The 19620-nt window shown below is 62.7% G+C and carries 15 protein-coding genes; 2 read left to right on the forward strand and 13 right to left on the reverse strand.

Annotated features, from left to right (window positions below):
• Positions 1 to 7: 7 nt before the first annotated feature.
• Together B5527_RS13290 and B5527_RS13295 are read right to left on the reverse strand one after the other, a co-directional pair.
• Positions 8 to 2332 (reverse strand): PAS domain-containing sensor histidine kinase, encoded by a 2325-nt coding sequence (locus tag B5527_RS13290; RefSeq protein ID WP_079601699.1) that lies wholly within the window; start codon positions 2330 to 2332, stop codon positions 8 to 10.
• A gap of 204 nt (positions 2333 to 2536) precedes the next feature.
• Entirely contained in the window at positions 2537 to 3919 is a 1383-nt protein-coding gene (locus B5527_RS13295) for a cation diffusion facilitator family transporter (RefSeq protein ID WP_079601700.1), read from the reverse strand.
• A gap of 167 nt (positions 3920 to 4086) precedes the next feature.
• On the opposite strand from B5527_RS13295, the gene B5527_RS13300 reads away from it, so the two are divergent.
• Together B5527_RS13300 and B5527_RS13305 are read left to right on the forward strand one after the other, a co-directional pair.
• Positions 4087 to 5862 carry an adenylate/guanylate cyclase domain-containing protein gene (locus tag B5527_RS13300; RefSeq protein WP_245332600.1) on the forward strand — a complete coding sequence of 592 codons (1776 nt, stop codon included), beginning with the start codon at positions 4087 to 4089 and terminating at the stop codon, positions 5860 to 5862.
• Positions 5859 to 7637, forward strand: a complete 1779-nt coding sequence (locus B5527_RS13305) for an adenylate/guanylate cyclase domain-containing protein (RefSeq protein WP_079601701.1) — start codon at positions 5859 to 5861, stop codon at positions 7635 to 7637. Before B5527_RS13300 ends, B5527_RS13305 begins: the two co-directional genes overlap by 4 nt.
• Positions 7638 to 8007: 370 nt before the next feature.
• Here B5527_RS13305 and B5527_RS13310 read toward each other — a convergent pair whose 3' ends face one another.
• The 11 genes from B5527_RS13310 to oxc all read right to left on the reverse strand — a co-directional run bounded on the left by B5527_RS13310 (position 8008) and on the right by oxc (position 19614).
• Positions 8008 to 8799, reverse strand: a complete 792-nt coding sequence (locus B5527_RS13310) for an ABC transporter permease (RefSeq protein WP_079601702.1) — start codon at positions 8797 to 8799, stop codon at positions 8008 to 8010.
• A complete protein-coding gene (locus tag B5527_RS13315; RefSeq protein WP_079601703.1) occupies positions 8796 to 9401 on the reverse strand; it encodes an ABC transporter ATP-binding protein in 606 nt (201 codons plus the stop codon). The genes B5527_RS13310 and B5527_RS13315 overlap by 4 nt, the downstream gene beginning before the upstream one ends.
• Before the next feature lie 94 nt (positions 9402 to 9495).
• Positions 9496 to 10473 (reverse strand): Bug family tripartite tricarboxylate transporter substrate binding protein, encoded by a 978-nt coding sequence (locus B5527_RS13320; protein ID WP_079601704.1) that lies wholly within the window; start codon positions 10471 to 10473, stop codon positions 9496 to 9498.
• Positions 10474 to 10566: 93 nt separating this feature from the next.
• The gene (locus tag B5527_RS13325) at positions 10567 to 11535 is read right to left on the reverse strand and encodes a zinc-binding dehydrogenase (protein WP_079601705.1); all 969 of its coding nucleotides are present in this window, start codon (positions 11533 to 11535) and stop codon (positions 10567 to 10569) included.
• A 36-nt stretch (positions 11536 to 11571) separates the two neighbouring features.
• Complete coding sequence (locus B5527_RS13330; protein ID WP_079601706.1) at positions 11572 to 12567, reverse strand: NAD(P)H-dependent flavin oxidoreductase; 996 nt, start codon at positions 12565 to 12567, stop codon at positions 11572 to 11574.
• A gap of 126 nt (positions 12568 to 12693) precedes the next feature.
• A complete protein-coding gene (locus B5527_RS13335; RefSeq protein WP_079601707.1) occupies positions 12694 to 13710 on the reverse strand; it encodes a 2-dehydropantoate 2-reductase in 1017 nt (338 codons plus the stop codon).
• Positions 13711 to 13810: 100 nt separating this feature from the next.
• Positions 13811 to 14245 carry a CBS domain-containing protein gene (locus tag B5527_RS13340; protein WP_079601708.1) on the reverse strand — a complete coding sequence of 145 codons (435 nt, stop codon included), beginning with the start codon at positions 14243 to 14245 and terminating at the stop codon, positions 13811 to 13813.
• 283 nt (positions 14246 to 14528) lie between these two features.
• Complete coding sequence (gene oxlT, locus B5527_RS13345; protein WP_079601709.1) at positions 14529 to 15839, reverse strand: oxalate/formate MFS antiporter; 1311 nt, start codon at positions 15837 to 15839, stop codon at positions 14529 to 14531.
• A gap of 269 nt (positions 15840 to 16108) precedes the next feature.
• Positions 16109 to 16246: a hypothetical protein gene (locus B5527_RS45305; RefSeq protein ID WP_172842554.1), complete on the reverse strand. Its 138-nt coding sequence runs from the start codon at positions 16244 to 16246 to the stop codon at positions 16109 to 16111.
• Positions 16247 to 16439: 193 nt separating this feature from the next.
• Positions 16440 to 17717 (reverse strand): formyl-CoA transferase, encoded by a 1278-nt coding sequence (frc, locus tag B5527_RS13350; protein ID WP_079601710.1) that lies wholly within the window; start codon positions 17715 to 17717, stop codon positions 16440 to 16442.
• Between the two features lie 154 nt (positions 17718 to 17871).
• On the reverse strand, positions 17872 to 19614 hold the full coding sequence (oxc, locus tag B5527_RS13355; protein WP_079601711.1) for an oxalyl-CoA decarboxylase: 1743 nt from the start codon (positions 19612 to 19614) through the stop codon (positions 17872 to 17874).
• Positions 19615 to 19620: the final 6 nt, after the last annotated feature.

Here is a 19620-nt window from a genome sequence, read left to right on the forward strand (position 1 = left end):
AGGCTAATCAGGCGGCAACCAGGATCTTCGCCCTGGCCTTCCGCGCATCGCGCGGCAATGACACGCAGACGACGGTGCCGGTGCCGAGCTTCGAGCGCAGCCGCATCGATCCGCCGTGCAGGCTGGTCAGCGATCGCGCGATCGCCAGCCCGAGCCCCGAGCCGTGGTAGGTCTTGGTGAGCTGGCTCTCGACCTGCTCGAACGGCCGGCCGAGCCGCAGCAGGGAATGCGGCGCGATCCCGATGCCGGTGTCGGCGATCATCAGCACGATCGAATCGCTGAGCACCCGGCTGCGGACCACCACCTTGCCGCCGTCGGGCGTGAATTTGACCGCGTTGGACAACAGGTTGACGATGATCTGCTTGATCGCGCGACGATCCGCCACCACGGGAATGGTGCCCTCGATATCGGCGTCGAGCGACAGGTTCTTGTCGTCGGCGCGGCCGGACACCACGCGCAGCGATTCCGCCAGCGTCTTCGACAGATCGAGCGGCTCCATGTCGAGCTTCATCCGGCCGGCTTCGATCTTCGACATATCCAGGATGTCGTTGATCACTTCGAGCAGATAGTGACCGCTGGTGAGGATGTCGTGGCAGTATTCCTGGTATTTCTCCGAACCGAGCGTGCCGAACATGCCGCTTTCCATGATCTCGGAGAATCCGATGATGGCATTGAGCGGCGTGCGCAGCTCGTGGCTCATATTGGCGAGGAATTTGGATTTGGTCTGGTTGGCTTCCTCGGCGCGGGTCTTTTCTTCGGAATATTTTTCGGCGAGGTCGGCCAGTTCAATGGCCTGCCGTTCGAGCGCGGTCTGCGAACGTTTCAGGTCGATCACGGTGGCGCGCAGGCGCAGGTCGTTTTCGACCAGCTTCTGCTCGTGTTCCTTGATGCGGGTGATGTCGGTGCCGACCGAGACGTAACCGCCGTCCTTGGTGCGGCGTTCGCTGATATGCAGCCAGCTGCCGTCGTCGAGCTGCGCCTCGAAGGTGCGCGCGCCGGGCGACTGGGCGCCGGCCTCGTGCAGCCGGGTGCGGACCTCCGGCATGCTGCCGACCTCGATCACGGTTTCATAGGATGTGCCCGGGGTGACCGCCGAATCCGGCAGCCGGTGCAGGCGCTGGAAATGCGAGTTGCAGAGCACCAGGCGGTCGCCGGCGTCCCACAGCACGAAGGCTTCCGGGATGGTCTCGATCGCGTCGCGCAGCCGCAGGTCGGCCTCTACCGTCTTCTCGGCCAGGCTCTTTTGCTCGGTAATGTCGACGGCGATGCCGATCAGATGCAGGCCGGCATCACTGGCGCCCTGGCTGAGCTCGCAGCGGACCCGCAGCCAGATCCAGTGGCCGTCGGTGTGCTGCATGCGGAAGGTCTGGTCGATGTGGTCGATCTTCGAGGAAATAAGCTGATCGGCGATCGCGAACAGATCGATGTCGTCGGATTTCACCAGCGCGTTGACCTCGCCGAACGTCAAGAGGTCGCTGCGGGTATCCAGCCCCAGCAACGTGAACATCGACTGCGACCAGAAGATCCTGCCGCGCGACAGGTCCCAGTCCCACAGTCCGCAGCGTCCGCGATTGAGCGCGGTATCGATGCGGCCGCGCACGGCGTCATTGATGAGATCGCCTTCGCGCGCGCGGGTCGATTGCCAGTGGAACGCAAAACCCAGGATCAGCACGACGAAGCCTGTCGTGGCCGAGAGCGTAACCGACAGCGCCGCATCCGACCGCCAAAGCGATTCGACCCTTTCCTGGATGACAATGACCTGGCCGGGCAGCGATTTGACGACGTGCTGAACCGCCAGAGCGCTATTGCCGTTCGGCAGGGTAATATCGGTCACGGCTTGCTGCCCCGACGCGGTCAGCGGCAGCGCCGCACTGATGATGTCGAGAATGCTGCTGGTGTCGCCAAGAGCTGCTTCGCTCGGAACCCGGGCGAGAATCCGCTGGTCGGCGCCGATGACGATGACGTGCCGGCCAGCGGCGACGCCCCATGACGGAATGAGGCCGGGCAGCAGCAATTGCAGACGATAGAACGCGGTTGAGCGGTTCTCGCGGATTGAAGCGATGTGATCGAGGCGTTCGGCGAGAAGATCGGCGACCGCCGCCAGATCCCGCTCGATCGATGCGCGCTTTTGCCGGTTCTGATCGACCACCTGCACGAAGGCGCCGAGGCAAATGGTAATCAGGAAGGCGATGATCAGGGTGGGCACAGCGCGGCGAAGCGCGGGCTCCGCAATCAACAGCCTATGATAGGCCGGTTTCGCGATCGACTGCGCCAATCCCTTGATCGAATCGGATTGGACGCACGCGCCGGTCGCCGCGTGTGCGCGCGCCATGCCTTTAGCCCCTCGGAAGTCTATTGCACTCTGTCCGGAAGAACCCCAAGTCACTTCCGAATCACAGCGATTTGAATCCAGTTTTGCCGGGCTGTCGAGAGTCAACGATTCGTTAATGCAAATAAATCTTGTCCAACGAAGAAATCGGGACTGCAAAACACCGGCAAAGCGAGTCCGAAACGGGAACGCGCGGTGCGCAGGATTTTACTGCGCGTCCGGCGGTTCGGCGTGGCTGATGACGCGCTTGACGGTCGGGAACGCGCGGCGCAACGCGCGTTCGATCTCATCGACATTCTCGTGGACCCTGATCACGCTCATCGACGGCGCGGCGCGGCAATGGAAGTTAACGATTTCACCGGCGTCGGTGTTGCGCACCCGCACGCTGTGGATGTCATGGATCGCGCCGTCGGCGGCGAAGCGCGACAGCGCGGTCTTGATGGTCTCGACGCGGTCGGGCGCGGCATCGGCGCCGAGCGGCAATTCGGGTTCCAGCGGCTCGATATGAGTGTCGACCTCGACGTCCTCGCCGAACTCGTCGCGGATGTTCCGCTCCAGTTCGTGGGCGATATCGTGGGCCTCGTTGAGCGCCATATCGCCATCGACCTCGAGGTCGATGCTGACGGTGAGCCTGCCGCTGAGATCGTGCACGGTGACGTGGTGGACGGCCACGCCGGCATTGCGGGCGATCACCATGATGCGTTCGCGCACGCTCTCGTTGTCGCGCGCCACCGGCACCGCGGTGAAGGTCAGGTCGGCATCGCCGAGCGCCCGGGTCACCGCATCCTGAGCCTTTCGCTTGATCTCCTCGACGCGGTCGATCGGAAAAGTACGCGGCACCTGCACGATGGCGTCGATGAAGTGCGTCGCTCCGACCATCCGCACCCGCAGCCGTTCGACATCGATCACGCCGGGGACCGCGCTGATGGCGGCTGTGGCTTTCTCCGACACGCCTTCTGGCGCACGATCGACCAGGGTTTCCACCGTGGAGCGCGCCATCCTTAGGCCCAATAGCGCGATCGTCACGGCGACGCCGATGGCGGCGGCGGCGTCGCCCCAGGCATAGCCCAGTCCCGAAAGGGCAAGTCCGATGATGACGGCGATCGAGCCCAGCACGTCGGAGGCAAAATGCAGCGCATCGGCCGCCAAGGCCTGGCTTTTGGTGTCGTGCGCCGCGCGATGCAGCGCCCGGGCGCGCCAGAAATTCACCGCGATATCGATCAGCAGCACGATAAACGGGATTGCCGAGATCGTCGGCGGCGGCGCGCCTTCGCGCAGGCGGCTCCAGGATTCGACCAGAATGCCGCCTGCCAGTACATAGAGCAGTGCGATCACGCCCAGTGCAGAGACGCTCTCGAGCTTGCCATGGCCGTAATGATGTTCCTTGTCGGCAGGGCGGTCGGAAACCCGCACCACCATCCAGGTGATGACGGTTGCGACCACGTCGACCGAGGAGTGCAGGGCCTCCGAGATCAGCGCCAGACTGCCGATGGCGATACCGACCACGAATTTTGCGACCGCCATGCCGGTGCTGGCAACGACCGAAATGGCCGCGACGCGGGATTTGATGGTGTGATCGGGGTGATTCATGGGCGGCGGTTTAGCAGCCCGCCATGCGACATCAAAGTGCCGATCGGATACGCAATTGCCAATCGTTTGCAGCGGCGGCTGTTGCGAATTATTCCGACTAAAATAGTGTCCCACATGATCATCAAGTCCGATATGTTGGGCTTCATTGCCCGCCCAGGGGACATTTTTTGAGCGGTGAACGCGTGGAACGGCGGTTGGCGGCGGTACTGGCGGCGGATGTCGCCGGCTACAGCCGTTTGATGAGCCGCGATGAAGAAGGCACGCTGGCGAATCTGAAATCGTTCCGCAAGACGCTGGTCGATCCGCAAATCGCCGCGCATCGCGGCCGCATCGTCAAGACCACTGGCGACGGCATGCTGGTGGAGTTCGCCAGCGCGGTGGACGCGGCGCGATGTGCGTTTGAAGTCCAGCGCGGCATGGCCGGGCTGAATACCGATGTGCCGCAGGAGGTCCGGATCGAATTCCGGATCGGCATTCACGTCGGCGACATCATCATCGACGACGACGATATCTTCGGCGACGGCGTCAACATCGCGGCGCGGCTGGAAGGGATCGCGGAGCCGGGCGGGGTCTGCATTTCCGACGATGCGCAACGCCAGATCCGCGGCAAGGTCGATATCGGCTTCGACGACATGGGTCCGCAGACCCTGAAGAATATCGCCGAACCGATGCGGGCGTGGCGAATGCAAATCGATCCGCACTTGTCTTCGACGACGGCGGCAAAACCGCTGACCGAGGCCGCGCAACCCCTCGCGCTTCCCGACAAGCCCTCGATCGCCGTGCTGCCGTTCCAGAACATGTCGGGCGATCCGGAGCAGGAGTATTTCGCGGATGGAATGGTCGAGGACATCATCACAACGCTATCGCGGATTCGCTGGCTGTTCGTGATCGCCCGCAATTCGAGCTTCACCTACAAGGGTCAGGCCGTCGATGTGAAGCGGGTCGGCCGTGAACTCGGCGTGCGCTATGTGCTTGAGGGTTCGGTGCGCAAGGCCGGGACAAAATTGCGCATCACCGGCCAATTGATCGATGCCCTGACCGGCGCCCATCTCTGGGCGGACCGAATCGACGGTTCAATGGAGGACGTGTTCGACCTGCAGGACAAGGTCGCGCTCAGCGTCGCGGGCGTGATCGAGCCGGCACTGGAGGCGGCGGAGATCAGCCGATCCATCGCGCGGCCGACCGCCGATCTCAGCGCCTATGATTTTTACCTGCGTGCATTGCCGCTGACGCGGCTCTGGGGCGAGGAGGGGGCCGTCCAGGCGCTCGGCCTGCTTCGGCAGGCCATCGCGCGCGACCCGAATTATGGCCTCGCACTCGGGGCGGCGTCGTGGTGTCAGGCCCAGCTTCTCCTCGGTGGCTGGGCGACAGACCGCGAGAGCGTCCGGCGCGAGGGCATCGAATTCGGCCGCCGCGCCGTGCAGGCCACCCCCGACGATCCTAACGTGCTTGCGTGGGTAGCCGGAGCGTTTCACGGATTTGAGGAGTCGATCGATAGCGCCATCGCCCTGATCGACCGCTCGATCGCCCTCAATCCGAGCGGAGCTTCCAGCTGGTTCTGGAGCGGCTTTCTAAGGCTGTTCGCAGGATCGACCGATCTGGCGCTCGCTCACTTCGAGTCCTCGTTGCGGCTCGATCCTCGTACGCCGCTGCGGCCATTTCTCGATACCGGGGTCGGCGCGTGCTATTTCTTTCAGCATCGCTTCGAGGAAGCGGTCGCATTGCTGGCTCCTTCGTTGCGGCAGATACCCACTTACGTCACCACCGCCTGGGTTCTGATATCCTGTTATGCCCATATGGGGCGGCTGGACGAGGCACGCGAGGTCGTCGCCCACCTGCGCAAGGTCACCCCTTCCGTGATGCCGCGAAAGAAGCTCCTGCACGATCCCGGGCAACGCGAATTCTTCCTGGCGGGCCTGCGCCTTGCGGGGCTTGGCGAATGAGCACAACGCGCCGCCTCGCCGCCATCCTTGCCGCCGACGTGGTCGGTTATTCCCGCCTCGTCAGCGCCGATGAAGCCGGCGCGCTGGCGCGGCTGGCTACGCTACGGCGCGAAATTATCGAACCAACCATCGCCGGACATTCCGGTCGTCTGTTCAAGGTGATGGGCGATGGCTTTCTGGTCGAGTTTGCCAGCGCGGTTCAGGCTGTCACCTGCGCGATGGCGATTCAAAGGGAAACCGAAGCGGCGGCGGTTCCGCTCGACGACGCCAAAAAGATGCGGCTGCGGATCGGGATCCACGTCGGCGACGTGATGGTGGAAGGCGATGATCTGATGGGGGACGGCGTCAACATCGCCGCGCGGCTGGAGGGCATCGCGGCACCCGGCGGCATCTCCGTCTCCCGCGCCGTGCACGACCAGGTCCGCGACCGGATCGATGTCGGATTTGACGATAAGGGCGAAATCACGCTCAAGAATATCGGGCGGCCGGTGCAGGTGTTCGCGGTCGGCGGTGCAAAAGGCGCAACCGAAAAGCCGGCGGCTGAAGCGTCACCAATGCTCGCGCTTCCCGACAAGCCCTCGATCGCCGTGCTGCCGTTCCAGAACATGTCGGGCGATCCGGAGCAGGAGTATTTCGCCGACGGCATGGTGGAGGACATCATCACGGCGCTGTCGCGGTTCAAGTCGCTGTTCGTGATCGCGCGCAATTCAAGCTTTACCTATAAGGGCCGCGCCGTCGACATCAAACAGGTCGGGCGCGAACTCGGCGTTCGCTATGTGCTGGAAGGAAGCGTCAGGAAAGCGGGAAATCGCGTTCGCATTACCGGTCAGCTGATCGAGGCCACCACAGGCCGGCATCTGTGGGCGGACAAATTCGACGGCGCGCTGGAGGACGTGTTCGGCCTTCAAGATCAAATAACCACAAGCGTTGTGGGCTTGATCGCGCCGACACTGGAGCGGGCCGAGATCGAGCGAACAAAACAAAAGCCTACCGACCGACTGGACAGCTATGACTTCTACCTGCGCGGGATGGCGCTGGCGAACAGGGGGAGATCGCTGCCTGAGGCGCGCCAGTTTTTCAAAAAGGCTTTTGAGCTGGACCCGGAATATGGCGCCGCCTACGCGATGGCGGCCTGGACGCTCATGATGCAACAGACGATCAGCGGCGTGCCTCTATCCGCCGAAATGCGATCCGAAGGCATTCGGCTTGCCCATCAGGCATCGGCGGTCGGAAGCGACGATGCTTTTGCGCTGGCCCGATCCGGGCATGTCCTGACCTATCTCGGGCACGAATATGATCGGGGAGCGTCGCTGGTCGAGCAGGCGGTCGCGCTCAATCCGAATCTCGCCATGGCGTGGCACGCCAGGGGTTGGGTCTCTTTGATGTGCGGCGATGCGGAACGCTCCGTCGAGAGCTTCGAGCGGATGATCCGGTTGAGTCCGCTCGATCCATTGCGGATCGGGGCCTGGAACGGGTCTGCGTTCGCGTTTTTTCATCTGCGCCGGTACGAAGAGGGCTGCGCGGTGGCGATGAAATCAATCCAGTTCGCCGCCAACGCGCATACGCTCGGAGCATTGATCGTGAATTTGGCTGGCGCCGGACGTGAAGTTGAAGCGCGCGAAGCGGTCGCGCAACTCGTCAAATTGCAGCCTGATTTTCGCGCTTCGCATGTCCACGAAGCTTTTCCGATCCGCTCAGCCGACGAGCGCAACCGGATGGCCGCCGCACTTCGCGAAGCGGGCTTGCCGGACCAGCGCAAGATGGTTTTAAGTTGAATCGGTGCCCTTCACCTCTCCCCAGCGGGGAGAGGTCGATTTGCCAACGGGTCGGCGCGAAGCGCCGCCCGATGATAAACTCAGCAAATCGGGTGAGGGGGTGCTGCACCAACGATAGACCGTAACCCCTCACCCGGCGCTACGCGCCGACCTCTCCCGATGTGAGAGGTAAAGTTTCCGCTGCGTCGCAGATCAATCTAACTTCATCTCATCACGCTTTAGCGCGCAGGGCGGGCAAAGCCTCGGTCCCGCGCCCGAAATGAGATGGAAGCCCCAGGAAAAGATCGAGAAGATCATTGATGGGCTTCGGCTCGCGGGGCTTCCGGAATGACCGTCCGTAACGTCCCAGGCGTGAGGCTGCATCGTCAGGCTATTGCAGCCGGTCCAGACGAAGCCGCTGACGGTCGTCGGTAAGACGCCACGCCGCCAGATAGGATGCGGCCAACGCCGATAGTCCGCTGCCGCCCGACAACAGGAACATCAGGAGGATCTGATATTTGACGGCCTCGAGCGGATCGAGCCCCGCAAGAATCTGTCCCGTCATGATGCCCGGCAACGTCACGATTCCGGCGGCCGACATTTGATTGATGATGGGCAACAGGCCGCGCCGGATGGCCTCGCGCACCAGCGGCGCGATGGCTTCGCGGTAGCTTTCGCCGAGCGACAGTCGCGCTTCTATGGCTTGCCGCTCGCGCCGGACCGAGCCCAAAAAGCTGTCCAGCGACAGGCTGGCGGAATTCAGAACGCTGCCGAGAATGATGCCCGCCAGTGGGATCGCATAATGTGGATCGAACCAGGGCTGCGGCCGGATCGCCGTGGTCAACGCAAGAATCGACGTGACAAACGTGGCAAAGCCGACGCTGACAAACCCGATGACGATGTTTGAATGATCCCTGAACCGGCGTTCTGGCCGGGCCGCGACCTCGCGCGCGGCGACCAGCACCATGACGAGAACGAGCAGCAGCGTGGCCGCCGGGTTGTTCAGCGTAAAGATGAAACGGAGCACATAGCCCACCGCGACAAGCTGGACGACCATTCTTGCCGCGGCGAAGCCGATCTGCCGATGCAGCCGAAGCTTGAGCCAGATTGACAACGCCGCATCGAGAATGATCAGCGAGGCGGCGATGGAGATGTCAAACGGTGTCAGCAGTATCGGGTTCATGGCGTTTGCAGCTGTCCCGCCACCATGCGATAGCGCTGATCGCCCAGGCGTTCGGCCTGGTTTGGATCGTGCGTCACCAGCAGGATGGACGTCCCGGTTGCCTTTCGTTCACGCAGCAGCGCTTCTACCTTGATGACCGACTCCTCATCCAGGGGGCCCGTCGGTTCGTCCAGAAGCAGGACGGGCGGGGATTGCAGCAAGGCCCTGACAAGCGACAAGCGTTGCTTCTCACCGGTGGATAATTGCGCGACCGGTGCGTCCATGAGGTCGGGCCGAAGTCCAAGGCGGGCCGCCAGGGCTGCGACCTCGCTTCGCCTGTTGACGTCGAAATGTTCGATCACCCGGTCCGCCCACCAACCGGATTCTGCGGATACGTAGGTCGTCTGTCTTCGCCATTGCGGGGCGGGGATCGAGGTGCGCTCTGTTCCATTCAGCCAGACCTGGCCTTCGTTGGGATCGAGGTCGGCAATCATGCGAAGAAAGAGGCTCTTGCCGGATCCCGACGGGCCGGTGATGGCGGCGCACGCGCCCGTTCCGAGCTCCAGCTCGAACGGGCCGGCGAACGCCGTGCGGAGATCTTTTACAAGGAGCACCGTCGCCATCGAATTCCCTTGTCTTCAGCGGCGAGGACGCCTTGCCGATACGGTTGAGCTTGAACACCTTGTCGATCGACAATTGCGGATGCCTCGCAGTCCGCTACTCCACCTTCTCGATGGCGGCGCCCTCGATCACTTTTTTCCATTTTTCGGTCTCGGCGACGATCATCGCGCCAAAGGCCTCCGGCGTGCCAATCAGGGGATCGCCACCCAATTCGACCAGCCGCTTCTTCATTTCCGGTTCGGCCAGCACCGCATTGATATCCTGGTTCAGCTTCTCGATGATTTCTTTCGGCGTGTCCTTGGGCGCGCCCATGCCGAACAGCGCGCTGGCCTCATAGCCCGGCACGGTTTCGCCGACGGTCGGCGTGTCCGGCAACTGGGAAGACCGTGTCGCAGAGGTCACGGCCAGCACGCGCAAGGTGCCGGCGCGGACGTGCTGGATGATCGAGGGCATGCTGTCGAACATCACCTGGACCTGGCCGCCGAGCAGATCGTTGATCGCGGGTCCCGAGCCGCGGTAGGGCACGTGCTGCATCCTGGCATCAGTCATGGCCATGAACATTTCGCCGGACAGATGCACCGACGTGCCGTTGCCCGCTGAGGCCATGTTGACCTTGCCCGGGTTGGCCTTCACGTAGGCGATGAACTCGGCGACCGTCTTCGCCTCGACTTGCCCATTCACCGTCATCACGTTCGGCACCCGCATGAACGACGCGACCGGCGCGATATCGCGCGGGAAATTGAAATTCAGTTTGGAATAGAGGGAGGTGTTGATGAAGTTGGCGGGATTGACCAGCAGCACGGTGTAGCCATCGGGTTTGGCATTGATCACCGATTCGGTGGCGATGTTGCCGCCGGCGCCGGGCTTGTTCTCTATCAGGAATTGCTGGCCCAGCCGCTCCGACAGCCGCTGGCCGATCAACCGCGCAATGATGTCGTTGGAACCCCCGGGTGCGAAGCCGACAACCCAGTGTACCGGCCGCGTCGGATAGTCCAAGGCCGAAGCGCCGCCGATCGAAGTCATTGCCGAAACGCCAATCGCGATCAGACAAATAGCGGTGCGACGCAGAACCACGCAAGTCTCCCCAACGGACATTCTTGATGCGGTCCGCTCTTGTTGAATGGACAACCGCCCGCGTCATTACGGGCAAAGCCTGACGCGGTCAGCCTACAGCGTCACCACGATCTTGCCGAGATGCTTGTTGGCTTCCATGTGCTCGAACGCCTTGCCGATATCGTCGAAGGCAAACACCTTGTCGATCGGCAATTGCAGCTTTCGAGATTCAACCGCACCCCAGATATCCTTGCGGACTTCATCAAAAATCTCGCGGATTTCCTCGATCGAGCGGGTGCGGAAGGTGACGCCGATATAGTTGATGCGGCGCGCGGCGTGCAGGTCGAAGTTGAAATCGGCGTGGGTGCCGCCGAGCCGGCCGACATTGACGATGCGGCCCTTGACCCTGGTGGCCGCGAGATTTTGGCTCGCGACCTTGCCCGAGACCTGGTCGACGATCAGGTCGACGCCTTCGCCGCCGGTTGCTTCCAGGACTTGCTTGACCCAGCCGGGATCGCTGGAATCCACCGCCAGATCGGCGCCGAACTCCTTCAGGCGGCCACGGCGTCCCGCATCGGTCGATGAGCCGATCACGAGTTTGGCGCCCTTGAGTTTTGCGATCTGCAGCGCCATCAGGCCGACGCCGGAGCTTGCGCCCTGGATCAGGACGGTCTGGCCGGGCTGCAAGGCGCCGTTGGTCACGACCGCATTGTGCATGGTGGCCAGCGCGACGGGGAGGGTGGCCGCTTCCTCGAAGTTCATGTTGGAGGGTGCGCGAAACAGCCGGCCGTGATCGGCCAGGGTATATTCGGCGAATGCGGCGCCGCCGGAGCCCATCACCTTGTCGCCGATCTTGACGCCCTTGGCCTCGGGTCCGAGTCCGGCGATCTCGCCCGCCCATTCCATGCCCAGCACGGTGCCGGCGCCGCCGGCACTGCCATGCGCGTGACCCTTGGTCATCCCGAGGTCGGCGCGGTTGAGGCCGCAGGCGTGCACCTTCACCAGCACTTGCGTGCCCTTCGGCGCGGGTTTTGCCACGTCGCTGATTTCAGCGCCGTTGGCGCCGTAGACATAAGCCTTCATGGGATCATTTCCGGTTGGTTGTTGAAGCGAAGCCGCTTATTCCGCGGCCTGACGCCGCGCGCCCGACATCATGCCTTCGAGCCGGCTTCGAATGATGGCCTCCGCGTCGCGCATGATGCGCGACACCAGTTCGGCGCAGGTCGGAATGTCATGGATCAATCCCTGCACCTGCCCCGCGGACCAGATGCCTTCGTCGGCGTCGCCTGACGCGTAGACCATCTTGCCGCGGGCGCCGGCCACGAGATCGCGGACCTGCTCGAAGGTAGCACCCTCCTTCTCCAAGGCGACGACCTTGGTGCTGACCGCATTCTTGGCGACGCGCGAGGTGTTGCGCATGGTGCGGAAAATCAATTCGGTCTCGCGTTCGTCGTTGGCGACGATCTTCTTCTTGATCAACTGATGGATCGGGCTCTCCTTGGTGCACATGAAACGCGTGCCCATGTTGATGCCTTCGGCGCCGAGCGCCAGCGCTGCGACCAGGCCGCGGCCGTCGCCGAAGCCGCCCGAGGCGATCATCGGAATTTTCACTTTATCGGCGGCGACGGGAATCAGGATCAGGCCCGGCGTATCGTCCTCGCCGGGATGGCCGGCGCATTCAAAACCGTCGATCGAGATCGCGTCGACGCCCATGCGCTCGGCCGAGAGCGCATGGCGGACGCTGGTGCATTTGTGCACGACCACGATGCCGTGCTTCTTGAATTCGGTGACGTGTTCCTGCGGCTTGTTGCCGGCGGTCTCGACGATCTTGATGCCGCTTTCGATGATGGCCTGGCGATACTCCGCGTAGGGCGGCGGCTTGATCGAGGGAAGAATGGTCAGGTTGACGCCGAACGGCTTGTCGGTGAGCGAGCGGCAGCGCGCGATCTCTTTTGTCAGGTCCTCGGGCGTCGGCTGCGTCAGCGCCGTGATGAACCCGAGCGCGCCGGCGTTCGCAACGGCTGCGACCAGTTCGGCCCGGCCGACCCACTGCATTCCGCCCTGCACGATCGGGTGTTCGACCCCGACGAGTTCGGTAAACCGCGTTTTTATCATTGCCGTTCCCTGATGGTTTGCCCCGGCGCGTAGCGCGCGCACTATCCGTTTCGGATTTTCGCGGGGCAGGATGCCGTCGCGCCCGGCAAATGTCCACCGGGCGTACCGCCGATCAGGGCAACACGATCATGCAAAAACCGGGGTTTTTGCGGGGGCCGGCCGATGGTCACCATACAGTCCGGCGATTTTCGCGCGCTGGGCAACCAGCGCCAGCACGGCGTCCAGCGCCGGCGTCGGAATCCCGGTCAACAAGCCCATTTCCTGAACCACCGTCACCAATGGATCGATCTCCATCGGGCGTCCGTGTTCGAGATCCTGCAGCATCGAGGTCTTGTGGGCACCGACCTTGCGCGCGCCCTCGATCCGCCGCTCGACGTCGACGCGGAACTTGACGCCGAAGGTTTCGGCGATCGCCTGGGTTTCCAGCATGATCGCCTTCGAGAGCGCGCGCGTGGTCGGATCGGAACAGATCACGTCAAGCGTGGCATGGGTCAACGCGCTGATCGGATTGAGGCAGACGTTGCCCCACAGCTTGAGCCAGATCTCGTCGCGGATGCGCTCGAGCACCGGGGCCTGCAACCCTGCCGCGACGAACAAGGCGGAAAGCCGCTCGACGTCCGGACTGATCTCTCCCGACGGCTCGCCCAGGGGAAAGCGGTTGCCGTAGACATGGCGGATCACGCCGGGCGCCTCGATTTCGGTCGCGGGATAGACGATGCATCCGATTGCGCGCTGCGGCGTCAGCTCGCGCCACTGCCGGCCGCCGGGGTCGATGCTCTCCAGCGTCGCCCCCTCGTGGCGGCCGCCGTGCCGGTAGAAATACCAATAGGGAATCCCGTTGACCGCGGTGACGATGCGGGTTCGCGGGCCGAGCAGCGGCGCCATCGCCTCGATCGCGCCGGTGATGGAATGCGCCTTCAGGCAGACGATCACGACATCCTGCGGCCCGAGCTCGGCGGGGTTGTCGGTGCAGCGCGGCCGCACCACGCGTTCCTCGCCATCGATCAGTAATTTCAATCCGTTGGCGCGCATCGCGGCGAGATGGGCGCCGCGCGCGACGAGGCTGACATCGGCACCCGCGCGCACCAACTGCACTCCGAGATATCCGCCGATCGCGCCGGCGCCGTAGATGCAGATTTTCATGAAATCTCTCGAACGGAATGATGGAAAATTTCAGCGCAGCTCACCCGCCGGCTTTGAGCATTTCAAAGCCGGGACGATGACGGACAACCGGAAGCTTTTGTCAGGCGGCCGAGTCGGTTCGCGTCGCAGCGATCGCCTCGTTGTCGAACGCGGTCGAGATGTCGCGGATACTAACCACGCCGATCAGGCTGTAATTGTCGATCACAGGCAGATGGCGGATGTGTTTTTCGTTCATCAGGTGACGGGCGTGTTCGAGCGTATCGGCCGAACTGCAGGAGACCAGCTGCTGCACTGAAATCAACTGGGAGACTTTCAGATTGACGCCGGCCGCGCCGTGCTCGGCGATCGCGCGAACCACATCGCGTTCGGTAAACATGCCGACCGCGGTGTTGCCTTCGGTCCGGACGACGTCCTTGACCACAAGCGCGCTGATATTGCTGGCGCGCATCAGTTGGGCGGCAATGGCGACGGTTTCGTTCATTCGAACCGTTGCAACGCGGGCAGTTTTCTTGCGCAGGATGTCTCCGACTTGCATCGCAACCTCCTTCAGATGAGCCGCAGGGCGTCTTCAATGATGGTCACAGTGGTATACATTATGCCAATTGTCAACTTAAAATCGGAGTTATTCAACCGTGCGTCGATCGCAAAAAGCGGCAGTAATATTGACATTTTCGTACCTCCGGAAAAACCTGGCTGCCCAGATCCCGCTTGCATCCGGACGGGCGCAATCCGTCCTTGTATCTTGTATGCAGGCAGGTAGGCGGCAAAAAAAGAGGCGCAACGGCGTGCGCCTCTTTTCAACGAATGTGCGGGGGATATCAGGCGGCTTTGACGTCTCGCGCCCTGGCGTCGGTCATGGCTTCATTGCCGAGGATAAAGGCGCGCCGCATCGGTTTGATCACGAACAGGGCCAGCAGTGCGGCGGTGGCGTTGAGCGCAACCGCGATCGCGAACACCGCCTGCCAGCCGTAATTGGCCGCGACGATGCTCGCCAGCGGCACCAGCAGCGAGGCCGTTCCCTTCGCCGTGTACAGCATGCCGTTGTTGGTGGTGGCGAATTTCACGCCGAAGGTATCGCCGCTGGTGGCGGGAAACAGGCTGTAGATCTCGCCGAACACGCCGAAATATACCGCGGTCGCCAGCACGAAGACGATCGGAATGTGACCGTACACCGACAGCGTCAGCACCATCAGCGCGGCCGTTCCGAACGCGATGAACATGGTGTGTTCGCGGCCGATGGTGTCGGAGACCCAGCCGAAGAACGGCCGGCCGAAACCGTCAAAGATGCGGTCGAGCGAAATCGCAAAGGTCAACGCGGCCATCTGGAAGCCGAGAATGCCGACCGGTTCGTTGGCGATCTTGAAGTCGTGGGCAATCGGCGCGATCTGCGCCGCAGTCATCAGGCCGCCCGCCGCGACCATCACGAACACCAGATACATTATCCAGAAGATCGGGCTGCGCAGCACCTGGGGCGGGGTGAAGTCGATCTTGGTCTGCGGCAGGTTGAGCTGCTTCTTTTTCGCCGGCATCACGCGCGACGGTTTGCGCAGAAAAAATGCCAGGATGAAGACGATCACGCCTTGTCCAATGCCAAAGGTCAGGAACGCGTGCTGATAGCCGCTGGCCGCAATCATGTTCGCAATCGGCACCACGGTAATCGCGGCGCCGGCGCCGAAGCCGGCCGCGGTCGCGCCTGCGGCCAAGCCGCGGTGGTCTGGAAACCATTTCAAAGCGTTGCCGACGCAGGTTCCGTACACCGAGCCGGCGCCGATTCCGCCGACGATCGCAGCAATATAAAGAATCACCAGCGAATCGGCGTAGGAATTCAGCACCCAGGCAATCGCGATCATCACCCCGCCGAACGCGATCACGACGCTCGGGCCGTACTTGTCGACGAACCAGGCTTCGATCGGTACCAGCCAGGTTTCCGTGACCACGAAAAGCGTAAAGGCCAACTGGATCGCGGCTCTGCCCCAGTGATATTTGGCGTCGATCGGATCGACGAACAGCGTCCAGCCGTATTGCAGATTTGCGATCATCGCCATGCAGACGACACCCATCGCAAGTTGCATCCAGCGGAAATACGGGGCTTCTGCCGCAGCTGTTGGTTGTGTGGCGGTGGTGGTCATGGTTCCTCCCGAAGGCACGCTTCTGCTTAAACGATGAGCGTTACCGGTCGGGGTATTTTGGTATGTGATATGCCAGAGCGCAAGCCATTCTTTTGGCAGGAAGCGGGCCGGCACAAGATGTCGCAGTTGCCCCCGGTGAGGCGAGGGGCGGGTCAGATTTATGAGCGAAAAAAATGACCCCGGAAAATCGGGGCCATAGGGGTCGGTAGTTCTAGTTGCAGCTCCAACTCAGCCGCGGCGGAGATGTTCCGCTGCAGCGCATTGACAGCCTAAAGACCGGGATGGGGAGGCTCGCAGTTGCGGATGGCGATCATGGCGCTCGCCATCAGCAGACGATCGAGGGTGGCCATGAAGCGGCCAAACAGGGTGGCGGAAGGCGCAAAGCCGATCGAAGCAGTCTTGGACATCTTGTCCCCTTATCGCGGTTGAGTGGATCGCTGAGTTCTACTCTGTCTAGGCATGCCAGATACCAGCAACAATCCATTTGTTTGCATGGCAGCATATTCCGTATTGCAACGCAACATAAGGGCGCCGGTATGGCGTCAAACAAAAAGGCCGCCGGAAAACCGGCGGCCCACAGATGCAGGAAAGGGTGGTTGCTTATTCGGCGGCGACCTTCCGCGGCGGATCGAGCGCGCCGGAATCGCGGATCTCCGCGACCTGATGGTCGGTAAAGCCAAGAACCTGGCGCAGGATTTCGTCGGTATGTTCGCCGAGCAGCGGCGAGCGCAGCACTTCGGTGGGGCTGTCCGACAGTTTGATCGGATTGCCGACCGACAGATACTTGCCGCGTTTGGGATGATCGACCTCGACCACGGTGCCGGTGGCGCGCAGCGACTGATCTTCCGCCAGCTCCTTCATCGACAGGATCGGGCCGCAGGGAATGTCGTCCTTGTTGAGGATCTCCATCGCCTCGAATTTTGTCTTCGTCATCGTCCATTGCTCGATGCGGGCGAAGATCTCGTTCAGGCGCGACAGCCGGGCAGGCGGCTTGGCGTAATCCGGATGGGTCTTCCAGCCGGGCTCGCCGATGATGTCGCAAATCTTCTCCCAGACCGGCGCCTGGGTGATGAAGTAGATGTAGGCATTTGGATCGGTCTCCCAGCCCTTGCACTTCAGGATGCGGCCCGGCTGGCCGCCGCCGGAATCGTTGCCGGCGCGTGGCACGGCGTCGCCGAACGGAATGCCTTCACCGAACTGGCTGTACTCCTTGAGCGGACCATGGGCGAGGCGCTGCTGATCGCGCAGCTTGACGCGCGCCAGGTTCAAAACCCCGTCCTGCATCGCGGCGGTGACCTTTTGGCCCTTGCCGGTGACGGTGCGCTGATAGAGCGCGGTGACGATCCCGAGCGCCAGATGCAGCCCGGTGCCGCTGTCGCCGATCTGCGCGCCGGTGACCAGCGGCAAGCCGTCGCGGAAACCGGTGGTCGATGCCGCGCCGCCGGTGCACTGGGCGACGTTCTCATAGACCTTGCAGTCCTCGTAGGGACCAGGGCCGAAACCCTTGATCGAGGCAACGATCATTTTCGGATTGATCGCCTGAATCTTTTCCCAGGGAAAGCCCATGCGGTCGAGCACGCCGGGGCCGAAATTTTCCACCAGCACGTCGCAGCTCTTGATCAGGGCAGTGAGGACTTCCTTGCCCTTCGGGTTCTTGGTGTCGAGCGTGATCGAGCGCTTGTTGTGGTTGAGCATGGTGAAATACAGGCTGTCGACATTCGGCACATCCTGCAATTGACCGCGCGTGATGTCGCCGACGCCGGGGCGCTCGACCTTGATCACGTCGGCGCCGAACCATGCCAGCAACTGCGTGCAGGTCGGTCCTGACTGGACGTGGGTGAAATCGAGAATGCGAACGCCCTTCAGCGCCTTTGTCATGGTGGTGCTCCGTTAGAAACTATGTTGGTCGTCACGCCCACGAAGGCGGGCATCCAGTAATCGCTGCTGGTTCGGTCGGCGTACGGTCTTCATCTCACGATCGTTCGTTGGTCACCGGATTCCCCGCCTAAGCGGGGAATGACGCCTGGGGTACTTATTTCTTCTTCAGCATGCTTTGCGGGTTGAGGTTGCCGATGCGGCCGCTCTCGGAGCCCGCCGCCGGGTCGATCACCGCGTTGATGAGGGTCGGCTTGCCCGAGTCCATCGCCGCGTCCACGGCGCGCTTCAACTCGTCGGGCGTCGTCGCATTGACGCCGACGCCGCCGAACGCCTCCATCATCTTGTCGTAGCGCGAGTCCTTGACGAATACGGTGGTCGCGACATCGGCGCCGCCGGTCGGATTGACGTCGGTGCCGCGATAGATGCCGTTGTTGTTGAAGATCACGACGCAGACCGGCAGGTTGTAGCGGCAGATCGTCTCGACTTCCATGCCGGAGAAGCCAAAGGCGCTGTCGCCTTCGACCGCGAGCACCGGCTTGCCGGTCTCGATGGCGGCTGCGATCGCAAAACCCATGCCGATGCCCATCACGCCCCAGGTGCCGACGTCGAGGCGCTTGCGCGGCTTGTACATGTCGATGATGCCGCGGGCGAGATCGAGCGTGTTGGCGCCTTCGTTGACGAGAATGGCGTCCGGCCGCTCCTTGATGACGTTGCGCAGCGCGCCGAGGGCGCCGTGATAGTCCATCGGCGACTTGTTGTTCATTAGCCGCGGCGCCATCTTGGCGATGTTTTCTTCTCTCTTGTTATTGACGGTGCCGACCCAGTCGGCCGGCGCCGAAGGCCAGTTGCCGCCCATGCCCTCGAGCAGCGCGGCGACGCAGGAACCGATATCGCCGACCAGCGGAGCCGCGATCTCGACGTTTGAGTCCATCTCCCTGGGCTCGATGTCTATCTGGATGAATTTCTTCGGGGCCTCGCCCCATGTCTTGCCCTTGCCGTGCGACAGCAGCCAGTTGAGGCGGGCGCCGATCAGCATCACGACGTCGGCGTCCTTCAGCACCGTCGAGCGCGCCGCTCCCGCGCATTGCGGATGGGTGTCGGGCAACAGGCCCTTGGCCATGCTCATCGGCAGGAAGGGAATGCCGCTCTTCTCGACCAGCGCGCGGATATCGTCATCGGCCTGCGCGTAGGCCGCGCCCTTGCCGAGGATGATCAGCGGGCGTTTTGCACCTTTCAACACATCGAGCGCGCGCTTGACCGAAGCGGGCGCGGGAATCTGGGCAGGAGCGGGGTCGATGACCTTGACCAGCGACTTGGCACCAGCCGTGGCGTCCATCACCTGCGAGAAAAGTTTGCCCGGCAGATCGAGATAGACGCCGCCCGGGCGGCCCGAAACGGCGGCGCGGATCGCGCGCGCCAGGCCGATGCCGATGTCCGCCGCATGCAGGACGCGGAAGGCCGCCTTGCAGAGCGGCTTGGCGATCGCCAACTGGTCCATCTCTTCGTAGTCGCCCTGTTGCAGATCGACGATCTCGCGCTCGGACGAGCCGGAGATCAGGATCATCGGAAAGCAGTTGGTAGTGGCATTGGCCAGCGCCGTCAGGCCGTTGAGAAAGCCCGGGGCCGACACCGTGAGGCAGACGCCGGGCTTTTTGGTCAGGAAGCCGGCGATCGCCGCGGCATTGCCGGCGTTCTGCTCATGCCGGAACGAGATGACGCGGATGCCTTCAGCCTGTGCCATCCGGCCGAAGTCGGTGATCGGGATGCCGGGCACACCGTAGATCGTGTTGATGTCGTTGAGCTTGAGCGCGTCGATGACGAGATGAAAGCCATCCGTCAGATCCTGCTGTGCTTCTTCCGCGGTGGAGGTCTCGGTCTTGGCTGCGGTTTTCAGCATCGGTTA

This window comes from Bradyrhizobium erythrophlei (assembly GCF_900129425.1).
GTDB lineage: Bacteria > Pseudomonadota > Alphaproteobacteria > Rhizobiales > Xanthobacteraceae > Bradyrhizobium > Bradyrhizobium erythrophlei_C.

What these genes read in the sequence shown, in the direction of transcription:
- frc (WP_079601710.1), bottom strand. Translation starts at nt 17,717, where the DNA reads ATGACAAAGGCGCTGAAGGGCGTTCGCATTCTCGATTTCACCCACGTC.
- B5527_RS13340 (WP_079601708.1), bottom strand. Translation starts at nt 14,245, where the DNA reads ATGCAAGTCGGAGACATCCTGCGCAAGAAAACTGCCCGCGTTGCAACG.
- B5527_RS13310 (WP_079601702.1), bottom strand. Translation starts at nt 8,799, where the DNA reads ATGAACCCGATACTGCTGACACCGTTTGACATCTCCATCGCCGCCTCG.
- B5527_RS13290 (WP_079601699.1), bottom strand. Translation starts at nt 2,332, where the DNA reads ATGGCGCGCGCACACGCGGCGACCGGCGCGTGCGTCCAATCCGATTCG.
- oxc (WP_079601711.1), bottom strand. Translation starts at nt 19,614, where the DNA reads ATGCTGAAAACCGCAGCCAAGACCGAGACCTCCACCGCGGAAGAAGCA.
- B5527_RS45305 (WP_172842554.1), bottom strand. Translation starts at nt 16,246, where the DNA reads ATGTCCAAGACTGCTTCGATCGGCTTTGCGCCTTCCGCCACCCTGTTT.
- B5527_RS13330 (WP_079601706.1), bottom strand. Translation starts at nt 12,567, where the DNA reads ATGATAAAAACGCGGTTTACCGAACTCGTCGGGGTCGAACACCCGATC.
- oxlT (WP_079601709.1), bottom strand. Translation starts at nt 15,839, where the DNA reads ATGACCACCACCGCCACACAACCAACAGCTGCGGCAGAAGCCCCGTAT.
- B5527_RS13315 (WP_079601703.1), bottom strand. Translation starts at nt 9,401, where the DNA reads ATGGCGACGGTGCTCCTTGTAAAAGATCTCCGCACGGCGTTCGCCGGC.
- B5527_RS13325 (WP_079601705.1), bottom strand. Translation starts at nt 11,535, where the DNA reads ATGAAGGCTTATGTCTACGGCGCCAACGGCGCTGAAATCAGCGACGTG.
- B5527_RS13295 (WP_079601700.1), bottom strand. Translation starts at nt 3,919, where the DNA reads ATGAATCACCCCGATCACACCATCAAATCCCGCGTCGCGGCCATTTCG.
- B5527_RS13305 (WP_079601701.1), top strand. Translation starts at nt 5,859, where the DNA reads ATGAGCACAACGCGCCGCCTCGCCGCCATCCTTGCCGCCGACGTGGTC.
- B5527_RS13335 (WP_079601707.1), bottom strand. Translation starts at nt 13,710, where the DNA reads ATGAAAATCTGCATCTACGGCGCCGGCGCGATCGGCGGATATCTCGGA.